The 26,264-nt window shown below is 66.9% G+C and carries 14 protein-coding genes; 4 read left to right on the forward strand and 10 right to left on the reverse strand.

Annotation, left to right across the window (positions count from 1 at the left end):
* The 3 genes from ACFWB0_RS11860 to ACFWB0_RS11870 all read right to left on the reverse strand — a co-directional run.
* On the reverse strand, window positions 1-10,615 hold a 10,615-nt coding region (locus ACFWB0_RS11860), incomplete at its 3' end, for an amino acid adenylation domain-containing protein (RefSeq protein WP_378490636.1).
* 167 nt (window positions 10,616-10,782) lie between these two features.
* Window positions 10,783-11,991, reverse strand: a complete 1,209-nt coding sequence (locus ACFWB0_RS11865; protein ID WP_378490681.1) for an alkane 1-monooxygenase — start codon at window positions 11,989-11,991, stop codon at window positions 10,783-10,785.
* A gap of 239 nt (window positions 11,992-12,230) precedes the next feature.
* Window positions 12,231-12,434, reverse strand: a complete 204-nt coding sequence (locus tag ACFWB0_RS11870; protein ID WP_054807297.1) for a cold-shock protein — start codon at window positions 12,432-12,434, stop codon at window positions 12,231-12,233.
* Window positions 12,435-12,596: 162 nt separating this feature from the next.
* Between ACFWB0_RS11870 and ACFWB0_RS11875 the strand changes: the two genes are divergently transcribed.
* A complete protein-coding gene (locus ACFWB0_RS11875; protein WP_378490637.1) occupies window positions 12,597-13,862 on the forward strand; it encodes a pyridoxal phosphate-dependent aminotransferase in 1,266 nt (421 codons plus the stop codon).
* 305 nt (window positions 13,863-14,167) lie between these two features.
* The gene (locus ACFWB0_RS11880; protein WP_378490638.1) at window positions 14,168-15,427 is read left to right on the forward strand and encodes a YibE/F family protein; all 1,260 of its coding nucleotides are present in this window, start codon (window positions 14,168-14,170) and stop codon (window positions 15,425-15,427) included.
* 80 nt (window positions 15,428-15,507) lie between these two features.
* Here ACFWB0_RS11880 and ACFWB0_RS11885 read toward each other — a convergent pair whose 3' ends face one another.
* The 3 genes from ACFWB0_RS11885 to ACFWB0_RS11895 form a co-directional block, all read right to left on the reverse strand.
* The gene (locus ACFWB0_RS11885; RefSeq protein WP_378490639.1) at window positions 15,508-16,392 is read right to left on the reverse strand and encodes a hypothetical protein; all 885 of its coding nucleotides are present in this window, start codon (window positions 16,390-16,392) and stop codon (window positions 15,508-15,510) included.
* A 151-nt stretch (window positions 16,393-16,543) separates the two neighbouring features.
* Window positions 16,544-17,962, reverse strand: a complete 1,419-nt coding sequence (locus ACFWB0_RS11890; RefSeq protein ID WP_378490640.1) for an Hsp70 family protein — start codon at window positions 17,960-17,962, stop codon at window positions 16,544-16,546.
* Between the two features lie 157 nt (window positions 17,963-18,119).
* A complete protein-coding gene (locus tag ACFWB0_RS11895; RefSeq protein ID WP_378490641.1) occupies window positions 18,120-19,439 on the reverse strand; it encodes a UDP-glucose dehydrogenase family protein in 1,320 nt (439 codons plus the stop codon).
* A 287-nt stretch (window positions 19,440-19,726) separates the two neighbouring features.
* Between ACFWB0_RS11895 and ACFWB0_RS11900 the strand changes: the two genes are divergently transcribed.
* Window positions 19,727-21,151, forward strand: a complete 1,425-nt coding sequence (locus ACFWB0_RS11900) for an MFS transporter (RefSeq protein WP_378490682.1) — start codon at window positions 19,727-19,729, stop codon at window positions 21,149-21,151.
* A gap of 27 nt (window positions 21,152-21,178) precedes the next feature.
* Here the strand turns inward: ACFWB0_RS11900 and ACFWB0_RS11905 are convergent, their stop codons facing one another.
* A complete protein-coding gene (locus tag ACFWB0_RS11905) occupies window positions 21,179-22,588 on the reverse strand; it encodes a DUF2252 domain-containing protein (RefSeq protein WP_378490642.1) in 1,410 nt (469 codons plus the stop codon).
* A gap of 7 nt (window positions 22,589-22,595) precedes the next feature.
* Window positions 22,596-22,991, reverse strand: a complete 396-nt coding sequence (locus tag ACFWB0_RS11910; RefSeq protein ID WP_378490643.1) for a hypothetical protein — start codon at window positions 22,989-22,991, stop codon at window positions 22,596-22,598.
* Window positions 22,992-23,153: 162 nt separating this feature from the next.
* Between ACFWB0_RS11910 and ACFWB0_RS11915 the strand changes: the two genes are divergently transcribed.
* Entirely contained in the window at window positions 23,154-24,494 is a 1,341-nt protein-coding gene (locus ACFWB0_RS11915) for a diacylglycerol/lipid kinase family protein (protein ID WP_378490644.1), read from the forward strand.
* A gap of 3 nt (window positions 24,495-24,497) precedes the next feature.
* On the opposite strand, the gene ACFWB0_RS11920 is transcribed toward ACFWB0_RS11915, so the two are convergent.
* Complete coding sequence (locus tag ACFWB0_RS11920; protein ID WP_378490683.1) at window positions 24,498-25,286, reverse strand: SDR family NAD(P)-dependent oxidoreductase; 789 nt, start codon at window positions 25,284-25,286, stop codon at window positions 24,498-24,500.
* 1 nt (window position 25,287) lies between these two features.
* Window positions 25,288-26,142, reverse strand: coding sequence for a TauD/TfdA dioxygenase family protein (locus ACFWB0_RS11925; RefSeq protein ID WP_378490645.1), 855 nt, complete (start codon window positions 26,140-26,142; stop codon window positions 25,288-25,290).
* Window positions 26,143-26,264: the final 122 nt, after the last annotated feature.

Genomic DNA, 26,264 nt, shown 5'->3' on the forward strand with positions numbered 1-26,264 from the left:
CGCGGGTATTTTTTTCCCCCGGCGACGGGGGGTCCACCGTGTTGAACAGCCACCCCCGCGGGGGCGGGGGCGAGCGGGGGTGGGGGGGGGGTGGCGGGCCCGCCACCAACGCCGGACGGTCCCCCGAGGCGCCGTCGCGGATCGCCACGGCCAGCGCCGCGACCGTCGGGTTCTCGAAGAGCGCACGTACCCCGAGCGACGAGTCGAGTCGCGCGATGACCCGCGTCGCCGACAGCGAGTTGCCGCCGAGCGCGAAGAAGTCGTCGTGCGCGCCCGCCCGGTCGATGCCGAGGACCTCGGTGAACACGTCGGCCACGCGTTGTTCGTCTGCACCACGAGGTGCGACGAATTCGGTTGTGGTGAAGACGGGTTCGGGGAGGGCGCGGGTGTCGATCTTGCCTGCGCCGGTGCGCGGGAAAACATCGACGACGGTGATCGACGACGGCACCATGTACGCGGGCAGCACCTGCGCGGCGTGCACGGACAGCTCGGCCGGATCGACCGCGCCGGTCGCTGTCACATAGGACACGAGGCTGCCGGTCGCCTCGTGCGACACGGTCACCGCCGCATCGACCCCCGGATGGGCGGCGAGCACCGCGTCGATCTCCGAGAGTTCGATCCGGTGACCGCGCACCTTGACCTGGAAGTCGGTGCGTCCCAGGTATTCGAGTTGGCCGTCGACCCACCGGACGAGGTCGCCGGTGCGGTACATGAGCCCGCCGTGCAGCGGATTCGCGACGAATCGGGATGCGGTGAGCGCCGCCTGACCGTGGTATCCGCGGGATAGGCCGGCGCCGTACACATACAGCTCACCCGGGACGCCGACGGGGACGGGATGCAGGCGCGCGTCGAGCACCACCGCGCCGGTGCCGATCACGGGCCGGCCGATCCGGACGGGTTCATCGGTCGCCATCGGTCCGAAGTGGGTGGCCATGATGGTCGACTCGGTCGGTCCGTAGGCGTTGAACATTGCGCGGCCGGGCGCCCACCGTTCGACGAGCGACGGCTCGCATGCCTCGCCGCCGACCACGACGACTCGAATATGTTCGAGCCGTTCGTGGTTCAGTGTCGCGAGGGCTGCGGGAGTGAGGAACAGGTGTGTCACCGATGCGAGGTACTCCTCGAGTTCGGTGCCGCCGTAGACGTCGGTCGGGACCAGCTCGAGGGCCGCTCCCCCGCCCGCGGCCATGAAGATCTCGAGCAGCGACGCATCGAAGCTCGGCGACGCGAAGGCCGCGACCCGGTCCCCCGGCTGCACCCGGTAGTGGCGCTGCTGCTCGGCAACGAAGGCCGCAAGCCCGCGATGGGTGACGACGACGCCCTTGGGCACACCCGTCGACCCGGAGGTGTAGATGAGGTAGGCGGCGTCCGGGCATCGCACGCGACCGACGATCGGCCTGTCGTCACCGCTGGCGTGCGGCGACACCCAGGTGATGTCGCCGGGCAGTGCCGAGTCGGCAACACCCAGGCGCGCACCGGAGTCGGTGAGCATGTGCTCGATACGCGCGGCGGGATAGCCGGGGTCGACAGGCAGGAACGTGGCACCGGTCTTGGCGACGGCCCACAGTGCGATCACCGATTCCACCGACCGCGGCACGGCCACCGCAACGACCGACCCCGGCGCAGCTCCGACGTCGATGAGGTTGCCGGCGAGGATGTTCGAGCGTCGATCCAGCTCGCCGTAGGTCATGGTCGCGGAGCCGGAGACGAGAGCGAGCGCGTCGGCGTCGCGTGCGGCGTCGGCGAACAGGTCGGGCAGCGACCGGTACGGAGCGTCCTCCGGTTCACGCACCAGCGCGACACGTTCGTCGTCGGACAACAGATCGACGTCGCCGACGACCGTCGACGGATCGGTTGCGGCACCGGACAGCAGTCGCACGTATCGCTCGAGCATCGCGGCGGCGGTGCCGTCGTCGAACAGGTCGCGTGCGAAGGTCAAGGCGATGGTCGCGTGGTCGTCGTGTTCGGTGACGGCGAATTCGAGATCGAACTTGGCGATACCGAAATCGACGGGGAGCACGTCGATTTCGAGTCCCGGCAGCGACACGGACGTCGGGCGGGGTACCTCGAGCGCGAGGACGGTCTGGAACACCGGGTTGTGCGAGGTGTCCCGCGACGTGCCGAGTGCGTCGACGAGCCGCTCGAACGGCAGGTCGGAATGCTCGTAGGCGGCCAGGTCGACGTCGCGTACCCGTGCCAGCACGTCGGCGAACGACTCGCCGGATGCCACCGGCACGCGCAGCGGAAGCGTGTTGACGAACATGCCGATGACGTCGTCGAGGTTCGAGTGCCCGCGACCCGCGACCGGTGTGCCGACGGTGACATCGTCGGTGCCGCTCAGCCGCGCCAGCAGCACCGCGAGGGCCGCGTGCAGGACCATGAACAGCGATGCCCCGCTCTGCCGGGCGAGTTCTTCGAGCCGCGAGTAGAGCTGCGGGTCGAGGGCGGTCTCGACGGTGCCGCCGCGGAACGACGGGACCGCGGGGCGTCGACGGTCGGTAGGTACGTCCGACACCTCGGGCGCACCGGCGAGGGTGTCGCGCCAGAATTCGAGCTGGCGGGCACCGAGCGAGTCGGGATCGTCGACGCTGCCGAGCAGATCGTGCTGCCACATCGCGAAGTCGGCGTACTGGACGGGCAGCGGCTCCCAGGTCGGGGCGTTCCCGAGGACGCGGGTGCCGTACGCGGCGACGAGGTCGCGGGCGAGGGCCTGCATCGACCAGCCGTCGATCGCGATGTGGTGCACCACCAGCACGAGGACATGGCTGTTGCCGCTTTCGCGCAGCACCGTCAACCTGACGGGTGGTTCGAGGGTGACGTCGAATCCGCGACCGACCACCTCGCTCAGCCGCTCCTCGAGCGGGCCGTCGAGCGATTCGATCGTGGGGGCGCGACCTGCCTCGACGACCGGAATTATCTGCTGGTGCGGGCCGTCACCGGAGTCGGGATAGCGGGTGCGCAGCGTCTCGTGGCGTCCGACGATGTCGACGACGGCTGCGCGCAGTGCCCCCTCGTCGAGCACACCGGTGAGTCGCAGTGCGACCGCGACGTTGTAGGCGCCGGACGTGGGGTCGAAGCGGTTGACGAACCACATGCGTGCCTGCGCGGGCGACAGCGGAATGCGCTCGGGGCGTGGGCGCGCGGTCAGCTGGGGGCGCTGCTCTCCGCGCCGACCGTCGATGATCCGGGCGAGTCCGGCGACGGTGGGATTGTCGAACAGATCGCGCACCTGCAGGCGGATGCCGAAGTGATCGTCGAGCCGGGCGAGGAGCCGGGTCGCGGTGAGCGAGTTGCCGCCGAGATCGAAGAAGCTCGTCGTCGCTCCGATGCGGTCGTGGCCGACGAGTTCGGCGATCGCCGCCGCGACGATGTGTTCGGTAGCCGAGGCCGGTGCGACGTGTTCGGCGGATCCGAATTCGGGGGCAGGCAGAGCTTTTCGGTCGAGCTTGCCGTTCGCGGTGACCGGCATCGCATCGAGGGTTACGGCGAGGGTCGGGACCATGTGCCGGGGTAGGCGCATCTCGGCGTCGGCGAGCGCACCATCGCCATCTCCGACCACGTACGCGACGAGGTGCTCGCCTGCGATGTCGTCGCGGTGCAACACCACGACCGCCTGCGTCACGGTGTCGTGTTCGAGCAGCACGGCTTCGATCTCGCCGAGTTCGATGCGCTGGCCGCGGAGCTTGACCTGGAAGTCGCTGCGGCCGACGTAGTCGAGCGCACCGTCGGCGCGCCACCGAACCAGGTCGCCCGTACGGTACAGACGTCCGTTGCCCGCGGGGTCGGCGACGAACCGTTCGGCGGTCAGCCGCGATGCACCGTAGTAGCCGCGCGCGAGCTGCACGCCGCCGAGGTAGAGCTCGCCCTCGATACCGATGGGCACGGGGCGCAGGCGCCCGTCGAGCACTCGCACCGACGTATTCCATACGGGCGTACCGATCGGCACCGGAGTCTCGCCGGGCACCGTCTCGTGCGCGGTGACATCGACGGCTGCCTCGGTCGGTCCGTACAGGTTGTGCACCGGCACGCCGAGTGCCTCGACCACCCGCGACACACTCGCCGCGGCCAGCGCCTCACCACTGGTGAACACCTGCCGCAGCGTCGCACACCGCGACACGTCACCTTCCGACAGGAAGACATCGAGCATCGACGGTACGAAATGCACTGTGGTGACGCGCTGTTCGCCGATCACCCGCGACAGGTAGCGGGGATCGCGGTGCCCGTCCGGGGTCGCGAGCACCATGGCGGCGCCCGTGAGCAGCGGCCAGAACAACTCCCACACCGACACGTCGAATGTCGCCGGAGTCTTCTGCAGGACGACGTCGTCGCCGGTCAGCGGGTACCGGCCCTGCATCCACTGCAACCGGTTGACGATGCTGCGGTGCGAGATCGCAACACCCTTGGGCCGCCCGGTGGAGCCGGAGGTGAACAGCACGTACGCGAGGCCGTCGGAGTGCAGGGGTGTACGACGATCGGCGTCGGTGACCGCACCGTCGGAGAACCGCACTGCGTCGGGAAGTTCCTCGAGCACGCGCGCGGGACGAGCCGTGTCGAGCACGTGCGCGGTGCGCTGTTCGGGCTGGTCGGGGTCGATCGGCACGTACGCGGCGCCTGCGGTGACGACGGCGTGGATCGCGACGAGTTGCTCGAGCGACCGCGGCATGGCGACGGCCACGAGGTCGCCGGGGCCGATTCCGTCGGCGATCAGCGACCGCGCGACGCGATTGACTCGGCCCGCGAACGTTCCGTAGCTCAGCGCGGCGCCGCCGTCGACGACCACCGCGGTGGCTTCGGGAGTGCGTGCCGACTGTTCGCCGAGCAGATCGGGGAGGGTCATGGCGGGCAGCGCCACGTTCTCTCCGCGCTCGAACTTCGCGATCACGTCGAGTTCGCCGGGCACGAACACCTCGACGTCACCGAGGTGCGTGTCGGGATGGGCGACAAAGGTTTCGAGCACACCGAGCAGCCGCTGCACGATCCGCTCCACCACGGCGCGGTCGAACAGGTCGGTGCGGAAACGCACGCTCAGCCGCAGAGTGGGCTCGAGGATCGCCATCACGGTGATCGGATAGTGCGTCGCATCGCGGCCGTCGATGCCCGTCACGTGCATCCCGGCGAGATCGGTGGTCTCGTCGAATCCGGCGCGGTCGACGGGGTACGACTCGAAGACGGTCAGCGTGTCGAACAGGGTTCCGACACCGACGCGGTCCTGGATTTCACCCAGTCCAATGTGGTGATGCCCGAGCATCGCGACCTGGTCGTCCTGCACGCGTCGTAGTAGGTCGACGACGGTGTCGGACTCGTCGATCCGTACCCGCACGGGCAGCGTGTTGATGAACAGCCCGAGCATGTTCTCGACACCGGGAAGTTCGGCCGGGCGCCCCGACACGGTGGCGCCGAACACGACGTCGTCGCGGCCCAGCATGCGTCCGAGCAGCAGTGCCCATGCCGTCTGCACCAGGGTGTTGAGGGTGACGTCGGTGTCGCGGCGGTCGACGAGTCCCGTGCGCAGCCACGCGGGCAGTTCGACGTCGATCTGCTCGGGATTGGCGTCGAGCACTTCGCCGGCGTGCGGGGCGACGAGGGTGGGTTCGGTGAGCCCCGACAATGCGTCGCCCCAGGCCTGCAGCGACCGGTCGCGGTTCTGGACGCTCCACCACTGCAGGTAGTCGCGGTAGGGCACGGGTTCGACGAGCGCGTCGGGTGAGACGTAGCAGGAGAGCACTTCCCGTACGAGAAGCGGCATCGACCAGCCGTCGAGGATGAGGTGGTGGTTGGTCAGGACCAGTACGGCACCTGCACCGGTACGGACGAGAACGGCCCGCAGCAGCGGCGGACGAGCAGGATCGAACGGCGCGACACGCTCCGAATCGAGCACTGCCGCAATACTGTCCGAGTCCACCGAGACCTCACGCCACGGAACTTCGACGCGGCCCTGCACGATCTGGGCGGGTATTCCGGTGTCGTCGTGGACGAACGCGGTGCGCAGGTTGGCGTGTCGCGCGACCACTGTCTCGATCGAGGCACGTAGCCGTGCCGCGTCGATGTTGCCGGTGAGGTTCAACGACAGCTGGGCAACGTAGACGTCGAGCGACCCGAGGGCGAGCTGCGAGTGGAACAGCAGCCCCGACTGCAGCGGCGGCAGGGGCCAGATGTCCTGCACGCCTGAGTATTCGGATTCCCACCGTTCGATCTGGCCCTGCCCGACCGACACCAGCGGCACGTCGGAGGGAGTGAGACCACCCGCGCCGGGGCGATCGACGTGTGAGGCAAGCGCTTCGAGCGCGGTGCGCCAGCGTGTCGCGAGGTCGGTGACGAAACCGGCCTGCACCACGCGCGGCACGTACGTGAAGGTCGCGGTCAGGTGAGGTCCGTCGGGGCCGTCCACCACCATGGCGTTGATGTCGACGGCCGCGGCCACCGCGAGCTGCGAGGTACGCGTCGGATCGAGGTCGACTTCCGCGGGCACCCATCCGATGTCGCGGATCTCCTCGGGAATGTGACCGGAGGTCAGGCGTCCGAGATAGTTGAACCCGATCTGCGGGACGGCCGACGCGGCGAGGACGGGCCGTGCCTCATCGTCGAGATGACGAAGGATGCCGTATCCCGCACCGTGATTCGGCACCGAGGCGAGCTGTTCTTTGACCGCCTTCAGGACCGCTCCCGCGGCGGGCCCACCTGCGAATGCGTCGTCGAGGTCGATGGTGTCGGGCACTGCGGGGCACACCGGATAGACGCTGGTGAACCACCCGACCGTGCGCGCGAGCTCGGCGCCTTCGTGGTCGCGGCCGTGGCCTTCGAGCATGATCGGCACCGCGCGGTCGTACTGCGCAAGGGCCAACGCCAGTGCGGCGATCAGCCCGTCGGCGGTACCCGCACGGAACACGTCGGGCAGCCGCGTGAGCACTGCCGCAGTGGTCTCGGGGTCGAGTTCCACCCGCACACGCTCGGCGGACGCGAGCGTGTCGATCCGAGGATCGAGATCCCCGATTCCGGGAAGCGGTGTCACCGCCCCGAGGGTGCGTTGCCAGAATCCGAGTTCGTCGGCGTGCGTACCGTCGCGGGCATCGGAATGCAGCGCGTGCGCCCACCGGCGATAGGACGTTCCGACATCGGCCAGGGTGGGTTCGGCATCTGCCGCGATCTGCAGCCACGCCTGCGCGAGGTCGGGCAGCAGCACCCGCCACGACACACCGTCGACGACGAGGTGATGCGCCACGAGCAGCAGGCGGCCGTGGCCCTGCGCTGCGTCGAACCACACGCATTGCAACATCACACCCGACGACGGATCGAGACGCTGTGCAGCCGAGTCACATTCGGCGTCCACCAGGTCGTCGATCGAGGCTGCGTCCGGAACGCTGACCCGCTCGATCGCCACCGCACCGTCGGGAATCTCCGGCGACACCTGCCACGTGTCGCCGGCGAATGTCGAGCGCAGCATGTCGTGCCGGGCCATGACCGCGCCGACCGTGGCGGTCAGCTGATCACGGGTCAGGTCGACCGGGGTCGTCACCAGCACTGCCTGCGCGAACGTCGAATAGTCGCCGCGGCCGAGCATCTCGTGCACGATCGGGGTGAGAGGCACAGTGCCCACACCACCACCGTCGAGTTCGCGCAGGACCGAGTCGCCCGGCACCGCGGACGCCACCCGCGCGAGCGCCGCAATCGTCTTGTGCTCGAAGATCTGTCGCGCCGTGATGTACAGACCGACGTCCTTCGCGCGGGCCGCGAACTGCATCGCGACGATGCTGTCGGCGCCGAGCGCGAACAGCGAATCGTCGACGCCCACGCGCTCGACGTCGAGCAGTCCCGACGCGACCTGGGCCAGCGAGCGTTCGGTGTCGGTGGCGGGAGCGCGGAACTCGGCCGACGCGAACCTCGGCGCAGGCAACGCTGCGCGGTCGAGTTTCCCGGCGAGAGTGACCGGCACGTCATCGAGTTCGACGACCGACGCGGGCACCATGTGCGACGGCAGGGTGCGTTCCACGCCGCCGATCAGCGCCTCGGCGTCGAATACGGCACCGGTCTCCATCACCACGTACGAGACGGGGACGACGGAATGACCCGTGTCGTGGACGACGGTGGCCGCGTAGTCCACACCATCGAGCGCGAGCAGCGCCGCATCGATCTCGCCGAGTTCGATGCGGAAACCGCGGATCTTGACCTGGAAGTCGGAGCGCCCCACGAAGTCGAGCTGATGATCGGCGGTCCAGCGCACCTCGTCGCCGGTGCGATACAGCCGGGTGCCGGGGTCGAACGGATTCGCCACGAACCGGTCGGCGGTCTGCCCGGGCCGCAGGTGGTAGCCCCGCGCGAGCCCGGCACCGCCGATGTAGAGCTCGCCGACGAACCCGACCGGCACGGGCCGCAGCCTCCGATCGAGCACCACGGCGGTGATCCCGTCGAGCGGGCGACCGATCGTGATCGGCGCGCCGGGAATCAGCGGATCACCGGCGGTGACGACGATGGTGGTCTCGGTGGGCCCGTAGCTGTTGACGAGCCGGCAGGTGTCGCCGAATCGCGCGACGAGGTCGGGGGTGCACACGTCGCCGCCCACCACGACGGCCTCGAGATCGGTGAGGCCGGCGGGGTCGACGGTGGTGAGCACCGTCGGCGCCGACACGATGTGTGTGACGCGGTGACGGCGCAGCACATCGGCGAGATCGTCTCCGCCGAGAACGTCGGCCGGAGCCACGACCATCGCGGCGCCCGAGCTGAACGCCTGCAGCATCTCGAAGATCGACGCATCGAAACTCGCCGACGAGAACCTCAGCATCCGCGACTGCGACGTCAACCCCAGCTCGGGTCGGGCGTCCGCCGCGAATGTCGCGAGCCCGGTGTGGCTGACGACGACGCCCTTCGGTGTTCCCGTCGACCCGGACGTGTAGATCATGTAGGCCGCGTGGTCGGGGCGCAGCGAAGCCGGAACGAAGGACGCGGCGGGACGATCGGCCTCGGAGATCGGATCGTCCACCGCGATCCAGTCCGGCCCGTCCGGAAGCTCGTCGATACGTGCCCGCACGGTGAGCCCGAGCCGGACGCCGGAATCGAGCACCATGTACGCGACACGTTCGCCGGGTAGCGCCGGATCGATCGGCACGAACGCGGCCCCGGTCTTCGCCACCGCCCACATCGCGATGATGGCCTCGGCACTGCGGTCCAAGCTCAACGCGACGAATGTTTCCGGCCCGGCGCCCGCGGCGCGAAGCACCCCGGCGAGCAGGTCGGCGCGCTCGTCGAGTTCGCGATACGTCAGGGTCCTGGCCCCGTCGATGATCGCGGGTCCGTCGGGATTGCACGCGACACCGTCGGCGAGCAGGTCGCGCAGCAGACGCACCGGCCGAGCGGCCGGCCCGTGCGCGGGGACGAGCTCGGCGCGCTCGTCGTCGTGCAGCACATCGAGTGCACCCACCGGCCCGGTGGTCGAGACGAAGCCGTCGAGGAACTCCACGAACCGCGCGTGATGCGAACGCAGCTCCGCCCGCGAATACAGGTTCGGGTTGGCCTCGAGATCGATGTGGGCGGGGTCGTCGGTGTCGCTCGGATAGATGTTGAGCGAGAGGTCCTCGACGGGACCGGTGCTGAGCACGTGCAGCTTGCCGACGGCGTCGCCGAGTCGGACCTGCCCCTGGAACATCATGATGTTCACGGCAGGCCCGAAGAATCCACGGTCGGCGCTGCCGTACCCCGTGTCGCGGCGCATGTCCTCGTGCCGGTACCGCTGGTGACGCAATGCCCCGGTCAGTTCGAGCTGGACCCGTCGCATGAGGTCGGCGGCGGTGTCATCGGGCCCCACCGTCACCCGGATCGGGACGACATTGGAAACCATGCCCCCGGAGCGGCGCAGTTTCGCGGTGGTGCGCGCGGAGACGGGCAGGCTCAGCACCACGTCGCGCTCGCCGGTCACCCGCGACAGGAACGCCCCGAACGCCGCGACGACCACGGTCGCGAACGTGGTGTGTTCATGTTCGATGAGCAGTCGGTCGACGGCGTCGGCCACATGGTCGGGCAGCGGTGCACTCCACCGCACGGGATGCGAGCCGACGGGGGCCGCACGCCCGGCGAGGCTGATGGGGTGCGGCAGGTCGCGGATGCGCTCGGCCCAGTGACTACGGTCGGAGTCGAACCGGGTGGACGAACGGTAGCGGGCTTCGTCCTCGACGATGTCGGGCAGCTCGCTCACCCCGAACGGCGTGGGGTCGCGGCCTTCCATCGCCGCGGTGTAGCGCTCGGCGGTGCGGTTGCTGAAGGTCATCGCACCGAAGCCGTCGAGCGCGATGTGGTGGATTCGGGTGTAGATGAAATGACGCCGCTCGGCGACGCGCAGGACCGCGCACACGATGAGCCGGTCGCGGAGCATGTCGAGGGGTGCGACCCACTCGGCGCGGATCCACGCGATCGCGGCCGCTTCGGGGTCGTCCTCACCTCGCAGGTCGACTATGGTGGCCCGGTCGTGGAGGGTGTCGTCGATGACCTGGAGCGGCTCGCCGTCGATCTCGTAGAGCCGCAGCATCCCGGTGCCGATCTCGCGAGCGGCCTCAGCGCCGGCATCGGCGAAGACCTCGGGGTCGAAGTCGCCTTCGACGTCGAGGTACTGGGCAATCGTCAGCGGCACATCGCCGAGTAGGTGCTGCGCGAACCAGATGCCACGTTGGGCAGTGGATAGAGGAAATCCTTCGAGCGAGGTGTTACCCCCCTGATTTCCATCAGACCCGAAATCCGCTGACACTAGCCTCCCACCCGCGCCTACCCCCGTGCTGCGACACGATCGTTATCGCAAACTCATCTTCTCGTTACAGGATTACCGCGTTGCCCGTACCTCGCAACCAGTGGATCCACTTTGTCCGGATCGATATTGATACGACTCAGATCGTAGTCGTAGTGCTCGAGAAGTTTCGGATCGATGACCCGACGCCACAGCGGGGGGAACAGCGACAACACGATGAGCACCGCATACCCGGCCGGAAGCTGCGGCGCGTCGTCCATCGACCGCAACGTCTGATAGCGGCGCAGCGGATTCGCGTGATGATCGCTGTGCCTCTGAAGGTTGTAGAGGAACAGGTTGGAACACACGTGATTGCTGTTCCAGCTGTGCTCGGGAGCCACACGCACGTATTTCCCGTCGTCACGCTTGCGTCGGAGCAATCCGTAGTGTTCGAGGTAGTTGGCGCCCTCGAGGAACATGATCGCCATGACCGCCTGCACCACGAGCCACGGCGCGATCTGCCACCCGAACGCAGCAATGAGCGCCGCGTACAGCACCACGCTCATCAGCCATGCGTTGAGGACGTTGTTGTGTTTCAGGTTCCACCCCGACACGCCCCGCCGGGCGAGGCGCGCCTGCTCGTAGTTCCACGCAGACTTCAGGCTTCCCCCGACGGACCGTGGCAGGAACTTCCAGTAGCTCTCACCGAACCGTGCGGTCGCGGGATCCTCCGGGGTCGCGACACGGATGTGGTGTCCGAAATTGTGTTCGACGTAGAAATGCCCGTAGAACGACTGGGCGAGGGCGACCTTCGCGAGCCGTCGTTCGATCTTGGTGCGCTTGTGGCCCATCTCGTGCGCCGCGTTGATCCCGACACCGCCGACGATGCCGAGCGTCGCGGCCAGCGCGAACCGTTCGGCCCAGCCCATCGGCTGCGACACCCACATCCAGCAGCCGAAGATCAGACCCGCGTACTGCAACGGTAGATACACGTACGTGCAGCGCCGGTAGTACTTGTCGTTTTCGAGGTCCTTCATGACCTCTTCGGGCGGATTGCTGGTGTCGAGCTTCGTGAAGCGGTCCACCAGCGGGCAGATGACGGCGATCATGATGGCGCCGGTCGCCCAGAAGACACCGAGATGCAGATAGTGGACCAGCGCCCAGGCCAGGAACGGGCTCAGTGGGATGGCCAGGCCGTACAGCCACAGATGCCTCTTGGGATCTCGCCACCGGCGCCGATAGTTCCCCCGCTGTTGATACTTCCCGACAGAGCTTCCGCTCCGGATTCTTGACACGATCAACCCGCTCCAAGCCGTCTGGGAGAACCCTCCCGAACACGATCCGCTTGTCACAGAAACTCTGATTCCTGTGACCCCCCGACGCAGGCAGATGCTACCGAAATTCACTTCACCTGCATCAACTCCGCTGCAGGTTTGTGCCCCAACGCACACCACGCCCCACCGCACACGACGGCGGCGCCGCATCCCAGGATGCAACGCCGCCGACAGAAAAGCTTCAGTGCAGATCAGATGACGCGAACGCCCTGAGCCTGCGGCCCCTTCTGCCCCTGTCCGATCTCGAACTCGACGCGTGCGCCCTCGTCGAGGCTCTTGAAGCCCGAACCCGAGATCTCGGAGTAATGCACGAAGACGTCAGCTCCGCCACCGTCCTGCTCGATGAAGCCGAACCCCTTCTCTGCGTTGAACCACTTGACTGTTCCCTGCGCCATTCCGAGTACTCCTAAATCGTCCCGCTTCATCACCCCGACGAAGCAGATCTTGCATGGAGCCCCAATCATTGCACTGATACGGACAAACGTCGCCCCTGAGTTTCGACTAATTTCGCGTGTCGCGAAAAACCGGGTGAAAATCGTTTGCTCGACAGTGGCACGATGGTGCCCGTGAACAACGAGGATCAGGGCCAACTTCATCATCGAATGACACGCACACTCGAGCAGTCGTCGAAGCTGCAGAACGTGCTGTACGAGATTCGCGGGCCGGTACACGCGCACGCCGCGCGGCTCGAAGCCGAAGGTCACCGCATCCTCAAGCTCAACATCGGCAACCCCGCGCCCTTCGGATTCGAAGCACCCGACACGATCGTGCAGGACATGATCGCGTCCCTTCCGCATGCGCAGGGTTACTCCGAGTCCCGCGGCATCGCCTCCGCGCGCCGCGCGATCGTCACTCGCTACGAACTGGTGCCGGGCTTCCCGAAGTTCGACATCAACGACGTCTACCTGGGCAACGGCGTCTCCGAACTCATCACCATGACGATGCAGGCGCTGCTCGACGACGGCGACGAGGTCCTCATCCCCGCGCCCGACTACCCGCTGTGGACGGCGATGACCTCCCTCGCCGGCGGCACCCCGGTCCACTACCTGTGTGACGAGAACAACGACTGGAACCCGGACATCGACGACATCGAGTCCAAGATCACGGAGAAGACCAAGGCGCTTCTGGTCATCAACCCGAACAATCCGACGGGCGCGGTGTACTCGACAGAAGTCCTCGCGCGGCTGGTCGCGCTCGCCCGCAAGCATCAGCTTCTGCTGCTCGCCGACGAGATCTACGACAAGATCCTCTACGACGACGCCAAGCACATCTCACTGGCGACGCTGGCCCCCGATCTGCTGTGCCTGACGTTCAACGGCCTGTCGAAGGCCTACCGTGTCGCCGGCTACCGGTCGGGCTGGATGGTCATCACCGGCCCCAAAGACCACGCGTCCGGATTCCTCGAGGGCATCGATCTGCTCGCCTCAACCCGCCTGTGCCCCAACGTTCCGGCACAGCACGCGATCCAGGTGGCGCTCGGTGGCTACCAGAGCATCGACGATCTGGTGCTTCCCGGCGGGCGCCTCCTCGAGCAGCGCGACGTCGCGTGGGAACGCCTCAATGCGATCCCCGGCGTCAGTTGCGTCAAGCCGCGCGGCGCGCTGTACGCGTTCCCGAGGCTCGATCCGGAGGTGTACGAGATCCACGACGACGAGAAACTCGTCCAGGATCTCCTGCTTCAGGAGAAGATCCTCATGGTGCAGGGCACGGGCTTCAACTGGCCGAACCACGACCACTTGCGTGTCGTCACGCTGCCGTGGGCACGCGACCTCGCGGTGGCGATCGAGCGGTTCGGGAACTTCCTGTCCAGCTACAAGCAGTAGGAATCGTTGCCAAACGGAGATCTTGGTAGATGTGGTTCGAAAATTAGCAGGTCGGAAGGGGTTGACCCTGAGTCGACATGGGGCATTTGTCCGAGCGTGATCAGACCCACATGCCCAGCTCCTTCCCGGATCGGTGAAAGTACAAGTAACTTGGGTTCTGGCACTTCGGTGCCGGGCTCCCTGGCTCACGCCATCCCCCCTGTGCGAAGCCAGGTGACGGTGGCGGGGACACCCCCTGCTCCCCGCCACCACCAGCCCTTTCCCTCCGTTTCGGATCCACGCGCTCCTATGACTAACCTGTTGCGGTGAGTCACGGACACGGGCACGGACACGGGCACTTCGAGGGCCCCGCTCCACTAGCTCCCCTCGCCGCCAGGATCGTCGTCGGCCTCCTCGTTGCGATCGGCGCGGTCACGCTCGTGGGCACAGCGATGCTGTGGCCGAGCGAGCAATCCGTCGACATCCCCGCGCCGTTCCAGACCTCCGACGGCGGCGCCGTCGTGACGGAAGCCGGAACCGTCGTCGAACAGGACACCGGGTGGTGTGGAAGCGCGTCGATGGGCCGGGTGTTCGAGGACCAGCCGGCACCTCCACCGACCCAGGCGTTCGAATGCGAGCGCAGCATCATCGAGATCGAGTCGGGTCCCAACGCCGGCACCCGCACCCTGCTCGAAGTGATTCCGGGGCCCGGCCAACCGGAACTGCACCTAGACGATTCGATCCGGCTGGTGCGTCAGACCGACCCGTCCGGGGCGACGATGTACTCCTTCTACGACTTCGCCCGCGGAATGCCGCTGGCGCTGATCGTCGCGGCGTTCGCGATCGTCATCGTCGCGGTCGCCCGGTGGCGTGGGCTGCGAGCCCTGATCGGGCTCGGTGTCGCGTTCGGTGTGCTCGTGATGTTCATGCTGCCTGCGTTGCTCGACGGGCAACCTGCCGTCCCGGTCGCGCTGGTGGGCGGGGCGCTGATCCTCTACGCGGTGTTGTATCTCGCGCACGGCGTCAATCTGCGGACGAGTTCTGCGCTCCTGGGCACCCTCGCCTCGATGGCGCTCGCTGCCCTGTTGTCGTATGTCGCGATCGAGATGACACATCTGACGGGTCTGTCCGAGGAACAGAACACCGATGTGCAGCTCTACATCGGACACGTGTCGATCACAGGTCTGCTGCTCGCCGGCTTCATCATCGGGTCGCTCGGTGTGCTCAACGACGTGACGATCACCCAGGCGTCGTCGGCGTTCGAGCTTGCAGCCCTCGACCCGCGGGCGTCGCGTCGGGATATCTTCGTATCGGCGATGCGTGTCGGCCGCGATCACATCGCCAGTACCGTCTACACCCTCGTCCTCGCCTACGCCGGTGGCGCCCTGCCACTGATGCTGTTGTTCTCCGTTGCGGGCCGGTCGGTGTCGGATGTGATCACCGGCGACGCCGTCGCCATCGAAGTGGTCCGCGCGTGTGTCGGCGGTATCGCACTGGCACTGTCGGTGCCGCTGACCACCGGGATCGCCGCGGTGCTCGCGCGCACCGGCGCCCCGGCCGCACCCGCCGGGCGTCACTCGCGCTGATGCAAAAGTTTCCGCCGGTTGCATGGGTTTCCGTGGGTCGTGAGGCAACGGGAAGCCGTGTAGGTGGGGGAAGGTTTCCGTCACGCACGCTTTCGACGGTTCCCGGCGCGCGCGATGCCTGCGGCGACGACGCCGAACCGGTCGAGGTCGTGCCACGTCCAGCGGACGACCTCGAATCCGAGGTCGCGCAATGCATCTTCGCGTCGCTTCTCCGCCACGAGGTCGCGGCGGTCGTCGTATTTGGTGAGTCCGTCGAACTCGCCGATGACCCCGTCGTCCTTCCAGAAGAAGTCGAGGCGGTAGGTGCGTCCGTTGCGGGCCTGGACGGCCTGTTGCAGTATCGGGGCGGGTAGGCCGCACTCGGCGATCCGCACCCGCGACCGAGATTCCCCGACACTCTCACTGCGCCCATCGATGAACGACGCGACCGCACGAGCTCCTGCCGCGCCGTGGCCCCACGACGCGGAGGCGACGGCATCGGGAAGTCGGTCACGCGCCGACGGGTCGTGTCTCAGCGCGGCGTCTCCCGCGACCACGGCCTGCTCGAACGGCAGCGACCGAGCGAGGTCGACGATGGTCCGCTCGATCGAGGTGACGGGAACACCGATGTCGACGACGTCCCCGCCGGAGAACCGAGTCTGGTGCCGATGCACGCTTTCGGTGATCCGCCCCTTGTTTCCCGACACGTGCACTCGACGAAGGTCGACGTTCCACACGTCGAAGCCGTGGACGAGCGCTGCCGAGACATGACTCAGTGCGTGCCCCTGCTCGAGGCAGGCCCCTTCGTGTCGGGCGCGGACGCGATGGTGGCCGGCGGCGTCGAGTGCGTCGTACTCGGTTCGACGGAGATACAGCCCGCGCGCGACCGGTGCGAGACTTCCGCTCCGAATCGCGTGGGTGATGCGGTCGTCGGAGACGCCGCGCGAACGTAGCAGGGCTCGGGTGAGCGGTGTGGGATCCGGCATGCACTGAGCCTGCCCGAAGCGCCGCTACAAAACCCGGGCAAATACGGCATTGTGGATAACTTCGATGCCCTGTGGATAAAATCTCCCCCCACCTACACGACTTCCCGTTGCCTCACGACCCACGGAAACCCGCACAAACGGAGGAAAGTTCTCAGAGCCCGGGCAGCGGGATCTGCGGGAGGGTCGGCAGCTGGATCGTGGGCAGCTGGATGACCGGAAGGTCGACACCCGGGATCAGCTGCGGTGGCGGCGGCGGTTCCGGCTCCGGGGCGGGAGGAACCGGGCGCGGCGCCTCCTGCGTCACCGTCGTGGTGACGGGAGGTGTGGTGGTCACGGTCGCCGGTGCGACGGCAGGCTGCGGGCGCGGCACGGTGCGCGACGTCGTCGGCGTCACGAACGTCTCGGTGGGACTGGTTCCGTTGTTGCCGGATGAGCCGGAGAACAGGCCGTTACCGGCGCCGAGGCCCACACCGATCACCGCAATCACGGCCAGCGCGGTGCCCGCGATACCGGCCCCGGAGATCTGCTTGCCGCTCACCTCCGGTTCCTTGTTCGACGTGTTGCCGAACCGCGACTTCTTCGTTCCGGACGCAGCGACAGCAGTTTCCGACCGGACCGACGACTTCATCGACGCGGTGACCACCGGGATCTGCTCGGTGACCGCCGTCATATCCGCCGAGGCAGGAACGATACGAGTCAGGGAGCTCACCGGCTGCGAGGTCGGTGGCTTCCCGGCGAGGATCGCGCCGCCCTTGGCGAGCACGAGTTCAGGCTCGTGCGGCACGACCAGTGGAAGCCCGATCCACGAGCGCAGCACTTCCTGCACGAGAGGGATGTGCGCGCCGCCGCCCAGGAGCACCACCGCTTCGGGATTGCGACCCGACCGCGCGATGACGTGGTGCACGAACTGCGCCGACGACTCGACGCACTGCCCAATGAGGGGGTCGAAGGTGTCGCGCGACATCAGCACGACACCGGCCGCGCCGGGCACGGCGACGCTGTCGGTCGCCGACAGCTTCTCCTTCGCCTCACGGCACTGCGCCGACAGTTCGCTGTCGGTCGCCGGGTCGTCGGGGCGCCACACTCCGTTGGTGTCGAGCTGGTGATCGCGGATCACCTGGTCGAAGATGCGACCGCCGATGATGTCGGTACGTTCGGCGAGGACCTCGCGGAGGCCGAGGTCGACGACGGTGACCGTGAGGCCGGAGTCGCCGAGGTCGTAGAACACGGCGGTGTCGCTGCCGAGCTCACCGGTCGACTGCAGGTACGCGAGTGCTGCCTCCGGCTCGGAGACCAGCGTGAAATTGTCGAGGTCCTCGACGGCCATCGCCGCACGGATGCGGTCGGCCTGAGCCTTGTCGCGGTAGACGATGCCCACCGCGTCGATCTGCTCACCGGCGATACCGGTCTGGCTCAGCACACCCAGCGTGCGCGCAGCGAGCTGGGCGGGCTCGTCCTTGCCCGTCTCCATCACTTGGAACTGGAACCCCGCAGATGGCGCAGTCCGATCGATCGGACGCACGATCCGGACGGCGCTCTCCCCCACGGTCACACCGAGAACCGAACTCATCAGCCGCCTTCGACAGTCGTTGTCGCGCCGGCTGTCAGCCACCCCCGGCACTTCGCACCGGATCGATGGTACCCAACCGGATTTTCGATACCATTCGGGTCGGCATCCTACAGCGTTCGCCACGCCGAACTACCTGTGACGTTATGTTCCGTCACCACTATGCGGCGACACCGAGTCTCGAATAGGTCCATCCGGAGCTTTCCCACTCGCTGCGGTCGAGGCAGGCCCGGCCATCGAGCACCGCACGGGTGTTGACGACCGAGGCGATCGCCGTCGCATCCAGATCCCGGAATTCGGGCCATTCGGTGAGCACGAGCACCGCGTCCGCTCGGGTGCAGGCCTCGAGCGCGCTCGTCGCATATCCGAGGGTCGGGAAGACCCGCCGGGCGTTGTCCATCGCCTGCGGGTCGAACACCGTCACCGCGGCACCCTCGAGCTGCAGTTGGCCGGCGACGTTGAGTGCCGGTGAGTCGCGGACGTCGTCGGAACCCGGCTTGAATGCGGCACCGAGCACTGCGATGCGCGCGCCGAGTACCGAACCGCCGCACGCGTGCCGCGTCAGTTCCACCATCCGGGTTCGACGACGCATATTGATGCTGTCGACTTCGCGCAGGAAGTGCAGTGCCTGGTTGGCACCCAGCTCACCGGCGCGGGCCATGAGCGCGCGGATGTCCTTCGGCAGGCAGCCGCCCCCGAATCCGAGGCCGCTGCCCAGGAACCTCCGGCCGATCCTGTCGTCGTGGCCCAGGATGTCGGCGAGTTCGACGGCGTCGGCGCCCGCGACCTCACATACCTCGGCGATCGCGTTGATGAACGAGATCTTCGTGGCGAGAAAGGCATTCGCCGACGACTTCGCGAGCTCCGCGGTCGCGAGTTCGGTGACGAGGAAGGGCACGCCGCGGTCGATCAGTGTCGCGTACACGTCGCGCAGGATCGCTTCGCCGCGTCCCGCTCCCTTGCGCTCCACCCCGCACACCAAACGGTCCGGCGACAGGGTGTCCTGTACCGCGAAACCTTCGCGCAGGAACTCGGGATTCCACACGAGTTCGACGTCGACCGGCGCCGCGGCACGGGCCCGCTCGACGAGTTCGACCGCCGTTCCGACCGGCACTGTCGACTTGCCGACGATCAGCGCGGGCTCGGTCAGGAGTGGACTCAGTGCATCGACGACGGCGTTGACGTGCGACAGATCCGCCGCGTACTCGCCCTGTTTCTGTGGGGTGCCGACACAGATGAAGTGGACGTCGGCGAAGGCTGCGGCGTCCTCGTAGGAGGTGGTGAAGGCGAGGCGACCTGCGTCGAGATTCCGGCGGAGTATCTCGGCAAGGCCCGGTTCGTAGAACGGCACTTCGCCCGATTCGAGCTTTGCGATCTTGCCGGCATCGACGTCGACCCCGAGCACGTCGTGCCCGAGTTCGGCCATGCAGGCCGCGTGCGTGGCTCCCAAGTACCCTGTTCCGAACACTGTGCAGTGCATACCCGATTTACTACGCGGGAGATGTGAGCGACGGGCAAACCGCGGGAAGCACGGAGCCAACTGCCGATGTACATCCTGGCGCGAGCGTCCGTTGTTGTCCGAAGGGGGGTGTAATTTGATTCGTCTGAGCCTCCGTGGCCGGGGTGCCGTTGATCGTTCCGGACGACCGCCTTGCTTGCGGTGGCCGAAATGAGGCAGACGGTGAGGGACAGCACGTGACCGAGACGAATCAACACACCCAGGCCAGGCCGTGGCCGGCGCTGTGGGCGCTGTGCCTGGGCTTCTTCATGATCCTCGTCGACACCACCATCGTTGCGGTGGCGAACCCGGCAATCCTGGAAGCCTTCTCTGCCGACATCAACAGCGTCGTCTGGGTGACCAGCGCCTATCTCCTGGCGTACGCGGTGCCCCTGCTGATCACCGGCCGCCTCGGCGACCGCTACGGCCCGAAGAAGCTGTATCTGACCGGTCTGGCGCTGTTCACGGTGGCGTCGCTGTGGTGTGGTCTGTCCGGCAGCATCGACATGCTGATCATCGCCCGGGTGTTCCAGGGCTTCGGCGCAGCCATGATGACGCCTCAGACGATGGCCGTCATCACCCGCACCTTCCCGCCCGACAAGCGCGGCACCGCGATGGGCCTGTGGGGCGCGACCGCCGGTGTCGCGACACTGGTCGGCCCGCTGGCCGGCGGCATCCTCGTCGATGGTCTCGGCTGGGAGTGGATCTTCATCGTGAACGTGCCGGTCGGTGTCATCGCGTTCCTCGCCGCGATGCGGTACGTCCCCGCCCTCGAAACACACCCGCACAAGTTCGACATTCCCGGCGTCGTGCTCAGCGCCACAGGCATGTTCCTGCTGGTGTTCGGTCTGCAGGAGGGCAACACTTATGAGTGGTCGCTGCGGATCTGGCTGATGATCGGGGCCGGACTGGTGCTGCTCGCGCTGTTCGTCCGGAATCAGTCGCGCAACAAGGACGAGCCGCTCCTTCCCCTCGTGCTCTTCCGCGACCGCAACTTCTCGATGGCCAACATCGCGATCACCTCGATGGGTTTCTCGATCACCTCGATGATGTTGCCCCTGATGTTCTACGCGCAGGGTGTGCGCGGGTTGTCCCCGACCGGTTCTGCGCTGCTGATGGTGCCGATGGCCGTGTTCTCCGGTGTGCTCGCCCCGTTCGTCGGCAAGTTGGTCGACCGCACCCATCCTCGCTACATCGCGGCACCCGGGTTCCTGATGCTCGCGATCTCACTGGCGTGGCTGGCGCTGGTGATGACACCGCACGTAGAGATCTGGGAGTTGCTCCTGCCGATCACGTTGATGGGTATCGCCAACGCCTTCATCTGGTCGCCGCTCGCCGCGACGGCGACGCGAAACCTGCCGCCGCATCAGGCGGGCGCGGGTTCCGGCATCTACAACACCACGCGCCAGGTCGGTGCGGTCCTCGGTAGCGCGGCCATCGGGGCACTCATCACTGCGCGTCTGTCTGCCAACGGCTTGTCCGGCGCGGGCGGCGGCATGGAGGGCATGACCGGCGAGATGCCCGAGCCCGTCCGGGAGGGGTTCAGCTCGGCAATGGCGGAGTCGACACTGCTGCCCGCCGTGGTGTTGGTCGTCGGTTTCATTGCGTCGCTGTGTTTCTCACGTCCCACTGCGACGGTTGATGTTCCCGCGCGCTCTTCAGCTTCCGACACCCCCGACAGCACGCGCGGATAGCTGACACGCGCGCGGGAAGCCGGCTCCTCAGATCCCCGGCCTGGCGGCGATTCGCCCCTGCTCGATGGCGTCGACGAGCAGCGCATGATCCTTGATGTTGCGCGCTGCGTACGTCTTCGCGAAGGCCGTCATCGATTCGTCGAATTCGGTGTCCGACCCGAGGTACGCGGCGATGGCGATGCGGTCACCGCTGCGGGCATGCGCGTAGGCCAGTGTCCGTCCGCACAACCGCCCGTACAGCGTCAGCCCGGCCGGCGACATCACCTCGACCGCTGCCGAGCCTTTGCCGTCGCGCAACTGCCGTAGATAGAAATCGCGCCGCACGCCGTCGACGCCGGGTCCTTGTTCCCAGCCGAGGAAGATGTCGCTCGTCGCCTGCATCAGCCGCTGACCGTTGACGACCCGCTCCCCTTCGTTCCGGAACGTGGGCCCCTCGACGTACCCGGACAGCACCGACGCCTGCGCTTCCTTCGCCTGGAGGAACAGCGGGTCTCCGTCGTCGGCACCGCGCAGCAGAAAGATGAACGCCCGGGTGCCGACACTGCCGACACCGACCACCTTGCGTGCTGCCTGGACGAACTCGAACTCCTCGAGCAGGACACGGCGGTCCCACTGCAGTGTCGCCCGATAGGAGCGCATCCGCTGATGCAATTCCTCGTACAGCGCCGCGGTGTCGCCCACCGCCAGTGCTTCCTCGAGCGGGACGATCAGCGGCGGATTGTGGATGATCTTCCGCTCCCCGTCCACGACCTCGGTGAGTTTGCCCAACGCCTGCACGCTGTCGCGGGTCATCGACTTCTCGAGCATCTTCCGGGTGCGCTTCTTCATCGTGGCGTCGAGTTCGTCTCGCAGCTCGATGAGTTCGGTGGTCGGCTCGATGTGCGAGTACCACACCGCGAGAGTGCCGCGGCCGGCCTGGAGGAGCATCGTCTCCCGGTACTCGGCGGCGCACGCCCGTGTGATCCGTTTGATCTGTTTACCGCTGTACCCGTTCTCCAGACCGGCCACGGCCAGGCTCGCCACCAGCCGTTTGACGTCCCATTCGAACGGGCCGGGATAGGTCTCGTCGAAATCGTTGACATCGAACGCCAGCTTGCGTTCGGGGGTCGCGAAGATTCCGAAATTGCTCAGATGCGCGTCGCCGCACAGCTGTGTGTACAGACCCGAATTCGGGGTGCGCGACAGATCGTCGGCCATCACCAGGGCTGCGCCCCGATAGAACGGGAAGGGCGACGCCGACATCCGTCCGTACCGAACCGGCACGAGCTCCCGAAGCCGCGACCGGGCCTGGTGTTCGAGCAACCCGAGCGGGTCGCGCGGGGAGCTCGTGTCGACTTCGGCGAGCGCTTCCAACGGGGTCACACTCCGAGCAGCCCGACCACGCTCCGCTCGTTCTTCACGGGTCGGGTGCGCAGCGACCCCGGCAGAAATCGACATCCTTCTCCTACACCCGGTCGGGATTCCACGTCGCGATCGCCCAGATGACGACGATGTCGAGCGCGATGATCAGGATCGACCACCACGGGTAGTACGGCAGCCACAGGAAGTTGGCGACGATCGAGAGCGCGAGGATGCAGATCGCCGCGAACCGCGCCCAGATGGCACCCGTGAACAGGACCAGACCTGTCAAGGTGACGAGGATGCCGAGGACGAGGTGGATCCAACCCCATGTGGTGAAGTCGAACTTGTAGATGTATTCGATGCCGGTGACGAACACTTCGTCCTCGGCGATGGCCGCGATGCCCTGGAATATCTGCAGGACGCCGACGGTCACGAGAAGGATCGCTGCGCCCATCGAGGTTCCCTTGGCGACAGCCTGCTTGGTACTCGGATCGGACATGACTGTTCCCGTCTCTGATCGGATAGGACGTGATATCGGATGGGACGTGATTCAGTGTGCGCCGATCGTGGCCTGCTCGATGGGTTAACGGCACAATTGCGACGTAGCCGGGAATGCGGGTAACTACCGTGGAATCACCAGTGTTCGAGAGGTGGACCGGTCATGACCGAATCTATGATCGTCGAGGACGCGACACCCGGCCGACGCTGGTGGGCGCGCGCTGCGTTCGCCTTCGCATTCCTCGCCGTCATCGTCCCGTTGGTCTCTGCCGGCGTACTGAGCACGATGGGTGTCCTCCTCATCGGGGTCGGCGGCACGGTGGTGTGCGTGGCCGCTCTGTACTGGTTCCTCGCCGGCCGAGGTCCGCTGCGCTGGACAGCGCTCGCCGTGGCGGCGCTGGTGCCGCTCTCGGTGTTCGTGATGTTCGTGCGGGCGCACCTGCTCGCAGTGGTGATCGCGTCACTGGTCTTCGCCGCACTCGCGACGACCTGTGGCCGTGCGGCGTTGCGACGCAGGAAATCTACCGAAGTGATGCTGGAAATCCCTGCGACACCGCCGAATCGCCCGGTCCTCTTCATGAACCCTCGGTCAGGAAACGGGAAGGTCGCGAGGTTCGATCTTCGGCACAAAGCCGAGAAGCTCGGTGCCGAAGTCGTTCTGCTCGACGAGACGAACTTCGCCGACGTCGACGAGCTCGCTCGCCGCGCGGTCATGGACGGCGCCGACCTGCTCGGTGTGGCCGGTGGTGACGGAACCCAGGCGCGTATCGCTGCGATCGCCGCCGAAACTCGGGTGCCGTTCATGGTGATCAGTGCCGGGACACGCAATCATTTCGCGATGGATCTCGGACTCGATCGCGACGATCCCGCACGGTGTCTCGATGCGCTCCACGACGGCGTCGACATCCGCATCGACCTCGGGCGGATCAACGGCCGGGCATTCGTCAACAACGTGTCGTTCGGTGTGTACGCCGAGGTGGTGCGCAGCCCCGCCTACCGGGACGACAAGACCCGGACGGTGCTGAAGATGCTTCCGGACCTTCTTGCCGGACAGTCCGGTCCGAATCTGGTCGCGCAGATCGGCGACGTCACCGTCCGATCACCACAGGCGGTGCTGGTGAGCAACAACCGGTACGGCGGAAGCGACCTCGCGGGCATGAGCAGGCGGGATCGGCTCGACCGGGGTCTGCTGGGCGTCGTGACCGTGTCGGTCGCGGGCACCGCCCAGGCGGTCTCGCTGCTGCGCCGGGCCCATGCGCGCGGCCTGACTCAGCACGAGACGTCCGAAGTGATCGTCGATGCCGACGCCCCCGAGATCTCGGTGGGGGTGGACGGCGAATCGTTCCTGCTGACCACTCCGGTGCGGTGCGGGATCGAGGCAGGCGCGCTGCGGGTGCGGGTGCCGCGGGAGCGTCCGGGCACACGCCCCGCCGAGCCTTCCGTCGACTGGGTGCGGTTGCGTGCGCTGGCGAGGTTCGGTGCGGTGCGTCGCGCTTCGTCGTGACCGTCAGGCCGTGTGTCTGCCCGATTTCTCTGCGCCCATTCCCGAGAAGCCGACCGAGTAGCCGCCGTCGGCGGGCATCAGGACACCGGTGATGTACGACGAGGCGTCGCTCGCGAAGAACAACGCGGCCGACGCGATCTCGTCGGGCACACCCCAGCGGTCCATCGGGATACCGGGCACCCGGTTGACGCCCGGCGGTGGCGTCGGGTGGTCTTTCGACAGGGCCACGAGACCGGTCCACACGGTTCCCGGGCATACTGCATTGACCCGGATGTTCTCGTCCGCGTAGTCGAGCGCCGCGGTCTTCGTCAGCTGGTTGACTCCCGCCTTCGCTGCGCCGTACACGCCGTGGTGTTTGAAGCCGACCATCGCGGTCATCGAGGAGATGTTGACGATGGAGCCGCCGCCGGTGTTCAGCATCGAGCGGATCCCGTACTTCATGCACAGGAAGACCCCGCGCAGGTTCACGTCGTGGACCTGGTCCCAATCATCGAGCGCCTGTTCGTGCAACGGTTTCATCGGCCCGCCGAACCCGGCATTGTTCACCAGCACATCGACCCGCCCGAACACGTCCTCGGTGGTGGTGATCATGCGTACGACGTCGGGTTCGCTGCTGATGTCGGCTTTGATTCCGATGGCGTTCTCGCCGATCTCGTCGGCGACGTCGATGGCGCGTCCGGTGACACTCACGCACACCACGTTCGCTCCCTCTGCAGCGAACTTGCGCGCGATGGCCTTGCCGATACCGGACCCCGCACCGGTAACCACGACGACTTTTCCGTCGAGCTGCATCTCAGGCACCGACCGTGATCGAGCGGGCACTGGTGATGGGCTCGTCGCCGGCCAGGGTGGTGCGGTGCATGCGGCGCGCTTCGGTGCGGTCGAACGGGCACGCGCGGTGCAGCAGTCCGAGGTTGTCCCAGATGACGAGGTCGCCCACCTGCCATTCGTGTCGCAGCACCCGGTCGGGAGCGGTGGCCCGTCGGCTCAGGTCGTCGAGCAGTGCGCGGCCCTCGTCGAAACCCATCCCCAGGATGTGAGAAGCGCTGTGCCCGAACACCAGCGACCGTCGGCCCGAGCGGTGCTCCCAGACGAGGGGGTGCTCACGTTGCGGCCAGCTCGCCCAGTCCTCGAGCTGCTCCGGCGTCGGGTTCGGGTAGCTGCGGCGTTGAATCGCCTCGAAGGTATGCAGCACCCGCAGCTCCGCGAAGCTTTCCTTCTCGTCGTCGGAGAGGGCGTCGTAGGCGGCGTAGGTACTCGCGAATTCGGTCTCACCCCCGTCGCTCGCGAGGACGCGCGCACTCAGGGTGACGGCCTTGGCAGGAATGTCGTCCATGGACCCGTCGAAATGCCAGTGATCGTTGCTCGGGAAGTAGCTCACGTTGGGGTTCGTCGGGTCGAAGCTGATCTCCATGACGTTCGGGTTCTCGTACTTGGGGAACTGCACCACCTCCCCGAGTCTGCGACAGAACTCGACCTGCAGGTCGTCGTCGATGGGCAGCCCGCGCAGGAGCAGCACGCCGTACCGCTCGAGAGCCTCCATGCACTCGTGCGGAAGGTCGTCGTCGTGGAGGAGCCGGTGAGCGTCGACATCGACGAGCTCGGCTCCCACAGTGTCGGTCAATCGGCGCGCGGTCAGCGTGGCCATTGGGGAACTCACCTTCCATTGCACAGCTCAGATACCAGCATCATGAAGGGAACTTCATGCAATATAAGACTTTTCATCCATGTATGCAATCCTTGCGAGGATAGCACTCGGGCGTGTATGCA

It is taken from the genome of Rhodococcus sp. NPDC060086 (assembly GCF_042730275.1).
Lineage (GTDB): Bacteria > Actinomycetota > Actinomycetes > Mycobacteriales > Mycobacteriaceae > Rhodococcus.

Bases quoted from the DNA above. Each gene is read 5' to 3' on its own strand.
- ACFWB0_RS11870 (WP_054807297.1), bottom strand. From the start codon at position 12,434: ATGGCGCAGGGAACAGTCAAGTGGTTCAACGCAGAGAAGGGGTTCGGC.
- ACFWB0_RS11875 (WP_378490637.1), top strand. From the start codon at position 12,597: ATGGTGCCCGTGAACAACGAGGATCAGGGCCAACTTCATCATCGAATG.
- ACFWB0_RS11885 (WP_378490639.1), bottom strand. From the start codon at position 16,392: ATGCCGGATCCCACACCGCTCACCCGAGCCCTGCTACGTTCGCGCGGC.
- ACFWB0_RS11890 (WP_378490640.1), bottom strand. From the start codon at position 17,962: ATGAGTTCGGTTCTCGGTGTGACCGTGGGGGAGAGCGCCGTCCGGATC.
- ACFWB0_RS11895 (WP_378490641.1), bottom strand. From the start codon at position 19,439: ATGCACTGCACAGTGTTCGGAACAGGGTACTTGGGAGCCACGCACGCG.
- ACFWB0_RS11900 (WP_378490682.1), top strand. From the start codon at position 19,727: ATGATCCTCGTCGACACCACCATCGTTGCGGTGGCGAACCCGGCAATC.
- ACFWB0_RS11905 (WP_378490642.1), bottom strand. From the start codon at position 22,588: ATGTCGATTTCTGCCGGGGTCGCTGCGCACCCGACCCGTGAAGAACGA.
- ACFWB0_RS11910 (WP_378490643.1), bottom strand. From the start codon at position 22,991: ATGTCCGATCCGAGTACCAAGCAGGCTGTCGCCAAGGGAACCTCGATG.
- ACFWB0_RS11915 (WP_378490644.1), top strand. From the start codon at position 23,154: ATGACCGAATCTATGATCGTCGAGGACGCGACACCCGGCCGACGCTGG.
- ACFWB0_RS11920 (WP_378490683.1), bottom strand. From the start codon at position 25,286: ATGCAGCTCGACGGAAAAGTCGTCGTGGTTACCGGTGCGGGGTCCGGT.
- ACFWB0_RS11925 (WP_378490645.1), bottom strand. From the start codon at position 26,142: ATGGCCACGCTGACCGCGCGCCGATTGACCGACACTGTGGGAGCCGAG.